The sequence below is a fragment of the Halopseudomonas oceani genome (genome assembly GCF_963677335.1).
Lineage (GTDB): Bacteria > Pseudomonadota > Gammaproteobacteria > Pseudomonadales > Pseudomonadaceae > Halopseudomonas > Halopseudomonas oceani.
In genome coordinates this window covers 1,744,965-1,758,468 of the sequence record NZ_OY781932.1, presented here as the reverse complement: position 1 = coordinate 1,758,468, position 13,504 = coordinate 1,744,965, and the positions used below count along the sequence as shown (strand labels likewise).

Sequence of the window (13,504 nt, the reverse complement as noted above, 5' to 3'; positions counted from 1 at the left end):
GCGGGAATGACGTCACATTACAATCCGACCGACCGTCGGTCAATTGGTTATTCTAGAGTCACACGCCCAAGTCGCCTAAACTGCTCGATACTTTTCTGATTGAGATCGGATGTCGAGTTAAGCGATGGGAGATGAGACGTCGAGATGAGACACAAGACGACCAAGTTAGATGCCCGGGCGGCCAAAGCCCCTCGGACAAAGCCTGCAGAAGTTCGACTGGACGAGTTGATGAACGCGGCGGAAAAACTATTTCTCGATAACGGAGTCGATTCGACGACGATCAACGATATCGTCGAGGCTGCACAGGTAGCCAAGGGCACGTTCTATCACTACTTCTCGTCCAAGAACGAGATTCTTGAGTCGCTTGGCAAACGCTATACCGATCAATTTCTTGTCAGTCTGGAAACGGCTGTTGCAACCTGTGCGGAAGGAGATTGGGTCGGACGGTTTCGGGCCTGGATTCACGCCAGTATCGTCACTTACGTCGACACATTTCACCTACACGACATCGTCTATACCAACCATCACCATCATGACCGCTCCAACCAAGCTAAGAATGCCATTCTCGATCAGTTGCTGGAAATCATTGAGGGAGGCAAGGTTGCCGGTCTCTGGGCACCGGAAAACCCGAGAGTGGTAGCGCTATTGATATACTCCGGTGTGCATGGCGCAACCGATGACGTGATCGCCACTCAAACAAAGGATTGCACAGCGTTCGCACAGGCAGTTACAGAAAGCTGTTTACGTATGCTGGGCGTCTTTCCGGACAATAGCTCTACACCCCCTAAATAGTCGGGCAAACTGCGCTGAGTAGTGCCGCGACAGACGGCGCATTTTCAAGCATTTCGATGTGCTGAATAATGTCATTGGCATTACGGCGCAATGGCTCAGATGCTGACTGGCTAAAGCACTGTCTGACTTTCACCACTAAATCAGCGGGTTCAAGCGGGTTTTCCGGCCAGCCTTTTCCATAGGCGGCCTCAATGATCTTGGGCGTGCATCCGAGCCTACTCACCGTCAGCCGGCACTGGTCGAAGCGCTCCCAGTTGTCCACTCTCTCAACCTGTATGCGTTGAGCCAAGTTGACGACCGCGGGGTCACATGCGTACTCGGCGCTGAACTCGCGAGGAGTGGCCTGCCCGCGAAGCCAAGCATTGGCGGCAATGTAACAAGCGCTGAACTGCGCGTCGATCTGAGCGGTGTCTGTCGGCACATAGCGCGCGCCGCACACCATATACATGACGGGTGACATTTCCAAACGCACATCACAACGCTCGGGATCCATCGCCAGCAGCTCGTCTCTTGCCGCAAGGACGGCATCGGTCAATGCCAAAAGAATGCTGCAATGAGGGTAGCGTTTGAAGCAAGTATCCCCCTCGCCGAGGAAACGCACTCCCAACTCTTCCGTTAGTTTTGATAGATCAGCGGCCCCCGGCGCGTAAAGATTGAAAAAACCGTTCTCGCCATTCAATACTCGCCGCGGCCCGCTGATGCCTAAAGCAGCCAATTGAGCCGCTTCAATAGCATGCCGTGCCACCAGCCCCTGGCTGATACGCACGGCCAAGCTTTTGTCCTGGTAGTGCTGGAAAGTACCGATACCGAAGTCAAACGCAAGACCGACTGCATGCGCACACTCTGCTGGTGTCAGTCGTAAGAGACGTGCGGCGATGACTGCCCCGGAAAACAGGCCAAGAATGTTGGAATCGAAGCCTTTATAGAAGAATCCATTCGACTGCGCAGCCTGGTTGATACGCTGCGCAAAATCCTGGCCCACGGCCAGCGCCGCCAATATATCCCGACCAGAAGCGCCGCCCAATTGAGCGCACGCCAGCGCAACAGGAACATCCGATGAGCTCGGGTGCCAACCTGGTGAAACGACATCACAATAGTCCAGTGCTCTCGAACGTACCGCATTGACAAACGCCGCCTGGGGCGCAGCCAAACGCATATTGGAGCCAATTACGCCAGCCTGGTCACAACCACTCCATTGACGTGCCAACGCCAGGGCCGCATCTGTACCTGCCGCATCGTAGCCGGCAGCAAGGCATGCCAGATTGTCGAGAATACGCATGCGTTGAAAAGCCAGCACCTTCGCGGGCAGCATCGCTGCATCTATCCTCTGCGCCGCTTCTAAAAGTATGTCGACCGGGTCGTTGATGGGCTGCATTCCAAACCGCCTGGAAATATTCAATAAAATTGGACTGCCTAAAGCAGATAAAAAAAGAGCTTCAACTACCGCAGGCTGATAAAGGCCGGGCGTGCACCTACCGTACTGCTGGCATGCGTTCGTGGATGACTCAGGCAGAGTGCATCCAGTCCCCCGTCGTATCCGGAATACCATGCGCCACCACTCATGAATATTCGTTCGCCGTAGTTGCGCAGATACACTTGCGCGCTACCTGCTTGCGTGGCCACGGGCAACAAACCCAAGGCATGCAGGCGCCAAGGGACCCTGATACCCGCTTCAGCACCGACACATTTGAACGGAGCATCCATCAGCCCCGGATGGTTGGTATCGTCCGCGACCGGTCCGCTACGATGGAACACTCGTGTACGCAAGATAGGTGTACCGGCGTTTCCCTCTGGGCAATGAACTGGGGCATCGAATTTGGCACTGTCGTGACTGCAGGAAGGCACTGCTTCGCCATTGGTCAGGCGCAACGCAGTCCAAGCATCGGAGTTCCGAGACAAATCAGCGTGTACAGCATCATTGTCTGGAATGATCTGTATTTCCCCATCGACCAACCGCAAACCCGCTTGCCACTCCCAGAGGTTTCCGCACAGATCCGCGATTCCCCAACGCGTGTGGTCATGTCGCCAGCTCAGCGGCCCGCTGCCCGTCAGCGTCGCTGGATTACCTTGCGTATCGCCCAATTGACCACCATCCACACGGCAGCCATGTTCGCTCGCCATAGCGATGGAGCGGCCGGCATCGGTATTCCCCTGGACGAGGAACCCCTGCTGCTGACACCACAACATCAGTGCGGCGCGTTCGGCATTGGTGCTCAGATGCCAGCCAGGCCCACAGGAGCGGGCGGCATGACTGGCGCACTCAAAGTTCATGGCAGCGCCTGGCGCTACGCCAGGCAGGCTGAGCAATTCACCAGCTCTGATCACGCCTGGATAGCTTCCGTAAAAAAACTCCTTGCACACCCTGCCGCTGACAATAAACGCGCAATGAGGGTCGCAGCCGCCTACCCCGAGACTGTCGTTCGTCATCAGCGGAACCACATTCATATAGCTTGGCTGCCCTTTCGCCGTATAAAGGACCGTCTGACGCCCTTCGGACGCCCGCTCTATCTGATCGCGCAAGGCGTTGCGCATAATGATTGTCACCATGTGGCATCGCTCCCGGCGCACAATGAGTTATCGACAATGACTTGCGTATACCCCCGCGAACAGCGTTCAACCCGAGCCTCAACGCCGTAGACCTGCGCCAGCAACGCAGGCGTCACCACCTCTGACGCAGGGCCCCACGCCTGCACTGAGCCGTTATGCAAAACGACAATATAATCGGCAAAACGCAGAGCATGGTTGATGTCGTGAATCGCCATGACCACACACATGGATTGCTCACGCGCCAGCCGTCTGATCAGGTCGAGAACATCAAATTGGTTCTTCAGGTCCAAAGCACTCGTCGGCTCATCCAGCAAAAGAACGGATGGTTCGCGAATCAAAGCCTGCGCGATGGAAACCAACTGACGCTGTCCACCGCTGAGTTGCGCCAGCGCCCGCCCTGCTAGTGCGTCTATCTTCAGCAATTGGAGCATCCTGGTCACCGCATCCAGCTCATCGCTGTCCACGGACCACCCACCGCCCTGCTTACTGGCCAACAACACCGCTTCTAATACGCGCAAGGAGGATCGCATCGAAATATCCTGGGGAACATGGGCCGGCCGATTGCGATGATAGGCAGGCCAGATCTCGACCGGCTCTCCGGCAATTTCGACCCGGCCCGGCCCAGTAATCTCACCAGCCATCCGACGCAGCAAGGTTGATTTTCCTGCGGCATTGGAACCTAGCAGAGCCGTAACACTGCCGGCCATCAATGGCCCAAAACTGAGTTCCCGAAGCACCGTGTGAGCATCGAAAGAAATGGATACACCTGAGACATTCAACGATGCAGTCATTGCTGCCTCGTCCGTAGAATCAGAGTGAAAAACAGTGGCACGCCGACCAACGAAGTGACGATACCAATGGGCAATGTCTGCCCCGCCACCAACGTCTTGCTCAATACTGAAGCCGCTGACAGCATGAGCGCTCCGCACAGCGCGGAGGTGGGCAACAGAAAGCGCTGGTCTTCACCCACCAGCATGCGGGCGATATGAGGAGCTACGAGGCCGACGAATCCGATAGTTCCGACGAATGCCACACAAACCGAGGCCAGCAGGCTGCCCAGCAAAATCCCTCGAAGTCGCAACCGTCCTACTGGAACACCTAGGCTCGTCGCTCGCGCCTCTCCGAGCCGCAGCGCTGTCAACGCCCAGGCCTGGCGCGCAAACATTAGCGTTACGACCAACAGCACGGTGCTCATGATGGCCAGCTTGAGCCAGCTTGCACGGGAAAGGCTGCCCATCGTCCAGAACACGACGGCAGAGAGCGCCTGGTCCGGCGCAATGTATTGCAATGCCTCCAGCAAGGCAGTGAATGTGAAGACCAGCGTCGTGCCGAGCAGCACAATCATCTCAGTGGTTATGCCGCGCTTCTGGCTTAACCGATGGATAAACAATGCCGCCATCATCGAAACCAGAAAGGCATTAGCTGGAATGGCAAAAGCCACAGCCGATGCAGGCAGAACACTTACTCCCAGAATCAGGCCAAGCGCGGCCCCAAAACTTGCTGCGGCAGACAAACCCAATGTGAAGGGGCTGGCTAGGGGATTTCCCAGCACAGTCTGCATTTCCACACCTGCAACGGCCAGGCTGGCACCTACGACAAGTGCGGTCAGCGCCACCGGCAACCGGATTTCCCACAGGATCACCTGGATAGGAAGAGCAGCGTCAGAATCCCACAGTGCAGACAGCACTTCATACGAACTGTAATGAGCAGGCCCGACGGAAAGATCGGCGATGAAACAGACAACAGCCAGCCCTCCGATGGCGACAAGCAAAAACAATCGTCGCGCGGCAAGACTAGAGTAGAGATGTCGACCCTGTTCGAGTGCAACAGCGTTATCAGTAGCTGACTTGATCATGCAGAGACTCCATCCAAGCTCAGCCAGTAGCCCGGTTGATAAGGAACAGGAAGAAAGCGAGCGTGCAGTTCGCGGAAGGTGGCGTCAGGGTCTAGCGCCGCAAACAGCTCCGGGTGCAGCCACTTGGCGACGCGCTGCAATGCGATGAAGTAGTACGGGTTGTCATAGAACGGATGCCAGATTGCATACACCCTCCCCCTCTTCACAGCCCGCAACGACTGAAAAGCGGGCCTGTTGATCAATCTGTGCAGACGGGCTTGACCTTCCGCCAGGTCGGCGCCGGGTCCAAGATTGACCCAATCGCCAGCCGGTGAATAAAGTGACCAGTTGGCCCCGGTCACCAGAACCACGTCGGGATCCGATTCGATTACCTGTTCGGGATGCAAAGTGCCGAAGGTGCCGTGCAAAAAACGCGTACCCAAGTTCAAACCGCCAGCCACCGCGACCAGTTCGCCAAAGTTCCCATCGCCATAGCTCAGGCAGCAATCGTCATACAGCCCTGCCGCCCGCTCGATCATGACACTGGGTCTGGACTGCACTTGCGTCAGAGGCAACGTCACTCGCTCGATCTGTGTTTGCCGAAATTGCAAGAAGGCATCGGCGCGGTCTGTCCGGCCCAGCAGCTCCCCGACGATCTGGATGCTGCGTTCGGTATTCCCGAACATGCTGGTGCGAAAATCGACGAACACGACAGCAATGCCCGCCTGGGCCAAGTGATTCATCAGCCCGGATGACTCGGCGGCCGCACGGGAGCTAAGATTAAGGATGACGACGTCAGGCGCCAGTGCGATCGCCAGCTCGGCATCAATAGCGCCGACGGCGGAGCCGCGAAATGTCGGTATCTGCTCGATCTCGGGAAAGCGCCGACGATAGGCTTCGTACCCGCCAAGGTCGGCCGAACGAAAATTATCACCCCAGCCAACGACATTGGCGAAGGGTTTACCCGGTTGCAGCAACGCCATGACGTAGGCCAACGGTCCGTCGCCCAAGACGATCCTCCGTGCCGGTAGCGGCAACACCACATGGCGTCCGGCGATATCAATGAGCGAAGCTAGACGGTGGATTGAGGCGAAAGCAGGATGTCCCACAAGCAAAGCCCCGCCTGCTAACGCCGAGCCACGCAGAAACGCGCGGCGACTCTTCTTTATAGCGCGCACATTTCACCACCGATATGACATGGTTGCCGTTGCCACGCGATCTTGTCCAATGAAGCAGTACATCTCAGAGGTGCAACTCGCTACGTACTTCTTGTTGCCAAGATTACTGACATTCACCGACAGCACAGCCTCATCCAATGAGGAAGACAACAGCCCCAAATCGTAGCTTGCAGCCATGTCCACCAAGGTTGTCGCTGGTACCTTGAAGGTATTGGCCGGATTGCCCCAAGTCGATCCGAGATAGCGCGCCCCCATCCCCAACTGCGCTCCCCTCAGGGGGCCAGAGGCCAATCGATAGTCCAACCATGTCGACGCGCTATGGCGTGGCGTTTGCGTCAGGCTCTTGCCTTCATAGACAGCGTCTTTGACCAGCGTATTATCCAGATAGACATAGTTGGCAAGTAGATTTAGCCCCTGGATGACCTCGGCGGTCCCCTGCAACTCCAAACCACGAGAGCGGACCTTGCCCGATTGGGTCCAGTATCCCAAGTGCTGGGTATCGGACGTTTTCACGTTGGTCTGATTGAGCTGAAATACCGCGGCGCTTAGTAAGGTGGCCGATCCGGCCGGCTGGTATTTAATGCCCAACTCGGTCTGCCTGGCTTCCGTTGGCACGAACGCACTGCCATGAAAATCACTACCCAACACCGGATCAAAGGAAGTCGCGTAGCTGATATAGGGTGCCAAGCCATTATCGAAGATATAGTTAAGGCCTACCCGCCCACTCCATTTTTTTTCACTCTGCCGGGTCTTGGTCCATTGGGTCGAGTAGCTCCGCGACTCATCATCGAGTTTGGACCAGTCGTGACGGGCGCTAAGTGTCAATCGCCATCTATCATAAGAAATCTGATCCTGAAGATAGACACCCAGACGGTTGAAATCCTGACGTACGTTGTAGGGCCAGTTGGTTTGGCTGTCAGTAAAGTCGGGAATCGTATCAGGACGGTAGTTCGTGGGATCAAAAGGGTTGAATGCAACGGGATCCATTCTATAGGAATCATTGCGGATACTTCCCCTCGCGTAGTCAATGCCTAACAGCACATGATGAGAAGTAGAGCCGAATTCGAACTTCCCGGATAGGTTGTTATCGAATTGGAAAGTGTGGGAGCTGGATGGAGCCAGGCCATAAGTCCCTTCCAACCACAAATCCCCGCCCCTGTTTTGAAAACCATAGACTGAAGTGCGCTGAATATCCGAGTTTATGTACATGTAGCGCAGGTTGCTATTTAGCTTCCAGCCGTTGCTGAAAGTATGCTCGAACAAGGAACTCACCGAGTTTTGTTTACGTGACGATCCCTGAAAATCCATATCGGAATAATTCCGCCGGCGGTCAACCTCAGGGAAGCGACTTCCATTCAAGCCCAACGCTACTGCAGGCAAACTGTTGTAGTCGGGTATCTCAGGCTCTCGAGAGTACGTCGCCAACAGAGTCCAAGAGGTGTTTTCGCCAAGGCGCAAGGTCAAGGCCGGTGCCAGATATACTCGTTTATGGCGCACATCCTCCACTTGGCCATGCGAATCAAGCCCGGTGCCCGTAAACCTGTACAGCAACGTGTCCTCGCCATTGAGAGAACCCGTACTGTCGAATCCAATCTCCCGGCGATTGAAGCTCCCTGCTTGTATGAATATTTCATGGGATGACTCCCGCTGGGGGCGGCGGCTGATCTGATTCACAACTCCGCCACCGGTGCCCTGCCCATACAAGAATGAAGATGGACCGCGCAGAACTTCGATCCGCTCGAGCGTGAACGGATCAACCTGGGTAGACCATGTGGATGCGTTGCTGATAACCCGCAGCCCATCCAGATAGTAGTCAGCGTCTATGCCGCGAATGCGTGTGAGGTCCAGCTGGCCACCAAACCCACCAAAGCGCTCACTGTTCGCCCCGGCGGTGTACCGCAATGCCTGACTAGTACTGGACGGCCGCTGCACTTCGATCTGCTGCCGCGTAACAACGGAAACCGACTGAGGGGTTTCAAGAATGGACGTTTGAGTTTTTGTACCAGTACCAGCCTCTTCCGCGACGTAACCCATGACAGGTCCAAAGTCCCCAGGTCGCGTTGTAGTCACTGTTATGGCAGGAAGCGTCGTCAGGCTCGCGTCGCTATCAGTAGCCCCCTCCGCGGTCACTTCGTGTGAAGTGGCATCGGCATAGACCGGCGCGGCGTTACCAACAACCAACCCCGCGAAGATCGCTGCGCAAGAGACAGCGTGCAAGTTCGGCCTGAATTGGCGCAAAAGTACATCGACATACGGAGACGGATGACGGGGCATACTGACCTTTCCTCTAATGACAATGTTGTAGAAGGTGATCTGCCGGATTGTAAATACCAACCGACCGTCGGTCAATGTAAATGATTGTCGTTTATGAATGCGCCCCCATGCCCCAAAGCGCGCGCGTGCAAATCTGGTTAGTGCTCCCCACCCCACAGGAAAACCGGGCAAGCGGCTCCCGTTGATTCGCCGGCAAGGAAAAAAGAAGACTCGGCAACAGCGGGCACAGCGACTGTTCAGTATCTATTGGCCGTACATCACACCTTGTTTGCCGACGGTTGACTGCCTGCAAATAACATGTGGAAACCGCCAGCGCCGGCCAGCTATCACGCTAGTCCGTAAGTAAAAAAACCGGTGCCCACCAACGCGGGCACCGGTTGAGGCCATCTGGCCAGAAGGGCTGCTCTCACAGCCCACGCACGATACAAAAGGCTCAGGGCGCCTCGGCTACCCCCGTTGTCATCGCCGCGACACCGTTGTTGCCATGCTCCATCAGGGCATCGTTTGCCAGACTGTATGGCGTCCAGGCCAGCGACTCGGTACTCGGGTCGCCAGTACGGGCGAAGTTGCTCCACTGGGTCATCAGCAAATCGGCCATGGCCATATCCTGTGCGCCCCAGCGCATGGAGGCGTAGATATCCGCTGCGTCGCCCTGGGTCCCGGTCACACCGTTGTTGTTCAGGTCACCGATCTCCGGCCGGGTATAGGTATCGGTCAATACCAACCCCAGCAGGTAGTTCTGCACCATACCGGCCGGGTAATTGAACAGGTACGGTAGCTCACAGCCATGGCAACTGCTCAGCCCCAGATCATCCCAGCCCGGCGGCACCCGGCTGAAGCGATAGATGTACTGATTCGACTGATAGTCGGCACTACGCTGCTGCAACCAGATCGGCAATGCCCCGCGTATCGTGGTGTAGTCACCATTGGTCACCCCTGCCATCAACGGTACATCGCTGGGCATGCCCTGCTGAACATTGTCGTAATAGGTGTTGGGCAGATAGTAATTATCCGAGTTGGGGCGATAGGTCTGCCGCGGGATGTCGTTATCCAGATCCGCCTTGGCAAACGCCGTCCAGGGTAACGCCCTCGCTTGCTCCAGGGTGGATACCCCAACCCGCTCGAACAGTGCCTCACCAATGGCTTCAGATACCGCCAGGGAATCGGCAGGCGAGCTGTCGGTCTCCAACGGTGCGACGCCACTCTGCACGATCGCTTTGTGGAACAGCCCAACCGCCTGCGGCGAGTTCATCAACGAATAGACCTTACCGCCGCCGCCGGACTGGCCGAAAATGGTGACATTGCCCGGGTCACCGCCAAAGGCGGCGATATTGTCGCGAATCCACTCCAGCGCCATGACCAGGTCCATCTGGCCGTAGTTGCCAGAGGCGCCATAGCCACTCTCGGCACTCAGCAACGGATGGGCAATGTAACCGAATGGCCCCAGTCGGTGATTGACGCTGACCTGCACCACGCCCTTGGTGACCAGTCCGTTGGGGTTGTTGTACTGCGGCGAGTTGGCCGACAGGATGGCGAACGAACCACCGTGGAACCAAACCATGACCGGCAGGTTGTCAGCATCCTTGGGTGCGGTGATATTGAGGTAAAGCGAGTCTTCGCTCATGCCCCCTTCATTGACCCGCTCCAGGGTGTAGTCCTGCGCTGACTGGTCCGCCCAGGACGTCGCTTCACGCACACCTTCCCACGGCTCGGCCGGCTGCGGCGGGCGCCAGCGCAACTCACCCAGCGGGGGCTTGGCATAGGGAACCCCGAGGAACTGCCAGGTCGAGGCGTTGGCTTCAAATCCGCGCAAGGTGCCGCCGGTGGTCTCGACTTCAATACGCGCGCCGGTCGAACGCTGAAAATGCGCCAGAGCGTCAGCGGTATCAACAACCGCACGAGCACGCGGATCGGTATCGGTGAACGCACCGACGTCATCCAGCCGTTCCAGCATGGCCGTCAGGCTAGCGCGGAAATCAGCACTGGGTTGGTCAAAGTCAATATTGCCAGCATTGAACGAGACTTCCTGGCGGATCTCGTGGGTGATCTGAATACCGTTATTCAGGTTGCCATCGGCATCAATGCTCTGCAGCAGAATCAGCAGATTGGTGACCCGCTGATCAGTCGCAGACTCCGCTCCGGAGACAACACTCAGCGGCGTCAATTCCGGGGCACCGACTGCCGCCCCCAACGCCAGATCGCCGATGAAGAAGCGAATGGTTTCATCCGCCTGGTAGCGGAATCCCCCCTCGGCATCGGTCTGTCCGGCAGGCGTTTTACTGCCCTCGTAATCCAGTCCGGCGACCGGACTGTCAACAAACACCCCGGTGCGCGTGGCATCACCATCAGAGCCACCGCCACCACCGCCCAGACATCCCGTCAAGGCCAGAAACAGCGGGGTCAAACCGACTCCCAGCGCGGCTACACGCGCCGGTTTACGCAGTCTTGAAATAGCCATGTGATACTCCCTGTTGCATCTTCAGCGACCACACCGGGCTGCCGTTGCAGCCGGTGGGTCGAGAACCAACCTAAGATTGTTTGCGTTATCTGCGCTGCACTCAGTCATCGCTGAGCGCGTCCCCCAGATACACCTTGGCTTCGGCACCCTCGTTCAGCTCGACATAAGGCTCGGAGGCAGCGTTGTAGGCCGGATAGCTGATCTCGCCGTCAATGCTCGGGTTACCGGTTTTGGCGAAGTTGGTCCAGATGGTCATCATGCGGTCGATCACCTCCTCGTCAGTGGCATCGAAACCAGCTGAAGCCATGATGTCTGCCGGATCACCGCGCGAGCCAGTAACGCCGTTGTTGTTCAGATCACCAATCACCAATGAGCTGCCGGTCGCCGGATCCAGTACCAGACCAAGCTGGTAATGGGTCACCACGCTATCGAGCTTGTTGAACAGATAAGCCAGCTCTGCCGCGTGATAGGCCTGCATGCCGCGGGCGCGCCAGCCTGCCGGTTGGTGGGCAAACAAGGTCGCGTACATCGGCTGGGCTTTCAGCGGAGCCATCCAGGGGAACACGTTGATAGCCGTATAGGTCGGCTCCACAGTGTCGTTGGTGTTGACGCTGAACATGAACGGCACGTCGTTATCCTGACCGGTCTCGAACAGCGCACGCTCGGATACCGGCAGGTAGTAGTTGTCGATGTTGGTGTACTCGTTACCCGTCGCAGCTGCCGCCACCTGCTGCCAGGTCGCCTCACGCATCTCGGCCAGCGAATCGACGCCCATGCGCTCCTGAATTGTCAGGCCAAGGGCCTCGCCATCGGCCAGCGTGCGGGTATCCGGACGCAGGGTGCCGCTCTGGCTGATCGCGCGATGGAACAGTCCTGCGGCCTGCGGAGACGCCATCAGCGACAGCACCTTGCGACCACCACCGGACTCGCCAAAAATGGTCACGTTATCCGGATTGCCGCCGAACGCCTCGATGTTCTCCTGAACCCATTGCAGGGCCATGATCAGGTCCATCTGACCATAGTTGCCGGAGCCGCCGTAGCTGCTCTCGGCGGTCAGCTCCGGGTGTGCCAGGTAGCCGAAGGCGCCCAGTCGGTGGTTGACCGAGACCTGCACGACGCCCTTGCTGACAACCGCTTCCGGGTTGTTGAACGGGATGGTGTTGCTGGTCAGCGCGGTGAAACCGCCGCCGTGAAACCAGACCATGACCGGCAGGTTATCGGCGTCCTTGGGAGTGGTGACGTTTAGGTAGAGCGAATCTTCACTCATACCGCCTTCACCGAAACGCTCCAGTGCCGCGTTCTGAGCCGCCTGATCGCTCCAGGCGACAGCATCGCGGACGCCCTCCCACGGCTCAGCCGGCTCCGGGGCACGCCAGCGCAGCTCACCCAGCGGCGGCTTGGCGTAGGGCACCCCAAGGAACTGCCAGGTCGTGTTGCTGGACTCGAAACCGCGCAGCTCGCCACCACTCGTGGTGACGACGATACGCTCACCGGTCGAGCGGCTGAAGTGCTCACGGGCATCGTCAGCGGCTACCACCTTGCGCGCACGCGGATCGGTATCGGAGAACGCACCGGCAGTCTCAAGATCACCGATCAGGCCAGCAATGGCCGTGCGAAAGTCGGCCACCGGCTGATCAAAATTGATACCTGCCGCCGCGAGCGAGACCTCGGCCCGAATCTCCTCGGTAATCTGGATACCGTTGTTCAGGTTGCCGTCGGCATCCAGCGACTGCAGCAGAATAAGCAAGTTGTTGACCCGCGGGTCGGATGCGTCGGTTGCCCCCTGAATAATACTCAGTGGGGTCATCATCTCAGCACCTGCCGCGGCGCCCAGCACCAGGTCACCAATTGAAAAGGTGACCGTTTCTCCTGGCTGGTAGCTGAAGTCGCCGGTGGCGCTGGTAGTGCCAGTGCGGTTGCCAGCACTGTAATCGAGACCAGCCACCGGGCTATCGACGAAGGTACCGGTGCGACTATTGTCGTCACTTCCGCCACCGCCGCCGCCAAGGCAGCCGGCCAGCGGCAGTGCCAGCACCATAAGAGAGGCGCTCAGATAGCTGAGACGCAAAGGGGATTTTGCCATACCGGGTTTCATGCAACGCTCCATTTTATTTTTGTGAGGGCGTCAGACCAGTCGTGACCTGGCAGTCACAGGTCCGATCGCAACGAGCATAGGCAAGCGGGCAAGACCGCACAACGCAAAAATGAACGATCATTCCGACCGTATCAACAGCTCATTTCGATACATAAAGCAACTCCGTCTCAGCCATCGCTAGCGCACAGACATAGCGACATCAACGCAGCAAATAAATGACTGAACATTCATTCTTTAAATAAAAACAATCACCTGCGAGCAACGCAGCTACTGCGCCAAAACAGATAAATCACCCTGAAAAGGGGGCAGATAACCGAGCGCAACGA

Annotated in this window: 9 protein-coding genes; 1 reads left to right on the top strand and 8 read right to left on the bottom strand. The window is 57.4% G+C overall.

What is annotated here, in order from left to right; genetic code table 11:
• Nucleotides 1-144: 144 nt before the first annotated feature.
• Entirely contained in the window at nt 145-792 is a 648-nt protein-coding gene (locus tag ACKPCU_RS08300; RefSeq protein WP_321351345.1) for a TetR/AcrR family transcriptional regulator, read from the top strand.
• On the opposite strand, the gene ACKPCU_RS08295 is transcribed toward ACKPCU_RS08300, so the two are convergent.
• The 8 genes from ACKPCU_RS08295 to ACKPCU_RS08260 all read right to left on the bottom strand — a co-directional run bounded on the left by ACKPCU_RS08295 (nt 785) and on the right by ACKPCU_RS08260 (nt 13,166).
• Nucleotides 785-2,167 carry an MmgE/PrpD family protein gene (locus ACKPCU_RS08295; protein ID WP_321351343.1) on the bottom strand — a complete coding sequence of 461 codons (1,383 nt, stop codon included), beginning with the start codon at nt 2,165-2,167 and terminating at the stop codon, nt 785-787. The genes ACKPCU_RS08300 and ACKPCU_RS08295 overlap by 8 nt on opposite strands.
• A gap of 65 nt (nt 2,168-2,232) precedes the next feature.
• The gene (locus ACKPCU_RS08290; RefSeq protein WP_321351342.1) at nt 2,233-3,339 is read right to left on the bottom strand and encodes a hypothetical protein; all 1,107 of its coding nucleotides are present in this window, start codon (nt 3,337-3,339) and stop codon (nt 2,233-2,235) included.
• Complete coding sequence (locus tag ACKPCU_RS08285; protein WP_321351340.1) at nt 3,333-4,130, bottom strand: ABC transporter ATP-binding protein; 798 nt, start codon at nt 4,128-4,130, stop codon at nt 3,333-3,335. The genes ACKPCU_RS08290 and ACKPCU_RS08285 overlap by 7 nt, the downstream gene beginning before the upstream one ends.
• Nucleotides 4,127-5,194 carry a FecCD family ABC transporter permease gene (locus ACKPCU_RS08280; RefSeq protein ID WP_321351338.1) on the bottom strand — a complete coding sequence of 356 codons (1,068 nt, stop codon included), beginning with the start codon at nt 5,192-5,194 and terminating at the stop codon, nt 4,127-4,129. The genes ACKPCU_RS08285 and ACKPCU_RS08280 overlap by 4 nt, the downstream gene beginning before the upstream one ends.
• The gene (locus tag ACKPCU_RS08275; RefSeq protein WP_321351335.1) at nt 5,191-6,183 is read right to left on the bottom strand and encodes an ABC transporter substrate-binding protein; all 993 of its coding nucleotides are present in this window, start codon (nt 6,181-6,183) and stop codon (nt 5,191-5,193) included. The genes ACKPCU_RS08280 and ACKPCU_RS08275 overlap by 4 nt, the downstream gene beginning before the upstream one ends.
• A gap of 171 nt (nt 6,184-6,354) precedes the next feature.
• Nucleotides 6,355-8,625: a TonB-dependent siderophore receptor gene (locus ACKPCU_RS08270; protein WP_321351333.1), complete on the bottom strand. Its 2,271-nt coding sequence runs from the start codon at nt 8,623-8,625 to the stop codon at nt 6,355-6,357.
• A 433-nt stretch (nt 8,626-9,058) separates the two neighbouring features.
• Nucleotides 9,059-11,083, bottom strand: coding sequence for a carboxylesterase/lipase family protein (locus tag ACKPCU_RS08265; protein ID WP_321351331.1), 2,025 nt, complete (start codon nt 11,081-11,083; stop codon nt 9,059-9,061).
• A 100-nt stretch (nt 11,084-11,183) separates the two neighbouring features.
• Complete coding sequence (locus tag ACKPCU_RS08260; protein ID WP_321351329.1) at nt 11,184-13,166, bottom strand: carboxylesterase/lipase family protein; 1,983 nt, start codon at nt 13,164-13,166, stop codon at nt 11,184-11,186.
• Nucleotides 13,167-13,504: the final 338 nt, after the last annotated feature.

What these genes read in the sequence shown, in the direction of transcription:
- ACKPCU_RS08300 (WP_321351345.1), top strand. Translation starts at nt 145, where the DNA reads ATGAGACACAAGACGACCAAGTTAGATGCCCGGGCGGCCAAAGCCCCT.
- ACKPCU_RS08295 (WP_321351343.1), bottom strand. Translation starts at nt 2,167, where the DNA reads ATGCAGCCCATCAACGACCCGGTCGACATACTTTTAGAAGCGGCGCAG.
- ACKPCU_RS08290 (WP_321351342.1), bottom strand. Translation starts at nt 3,339, where the DNA reads ATGGTGACAATCATTATGCGCAACGCCTTGCGCGATCAGATAGAGCGG.
- ACKPCU_RS08285 (WP_321351340.1), bottom strand. Translation starts at nt 4,130, where the DNA reads ATGACTGCATCGTTGAATGTCTCAGGTGTATCCATTTCTTTCGATGCT.
- ACKPCU_RS08280 (WP_321351338.1), bottom strand. Translation starts at nt 5,194, where the DNA reads ATGATCAAGTCAGCTACTGATAACGCTGTTGCACTCGAACAGGGTCGA.
- ACKPCU_RS08270 (WP_321351333.1), bottom strand. Translation starts at nt 8,625, where the DNA reads ATGCCCCGTCATCCGTCTCCGTATGTCGATGTACTTTTGCGCCAATTC.
- ACKPCU_RS08265 (WP_321351331.1), bottom strand. Translation starts at nt 11,083, where the DNA reads ATGGCTATTTCAAGACTGCGTAAACCGGCGCGTGTAGCCGCGCTGGGA.
- ACKPCU_RS08260 (WP_321351329.1), bottom strand. Translation starts at nt 13,166, where the DNA reads ATGGCAAAATCCCCTTTGCGTCTCAGCTATCTGAGCGCCTCTCTTATG.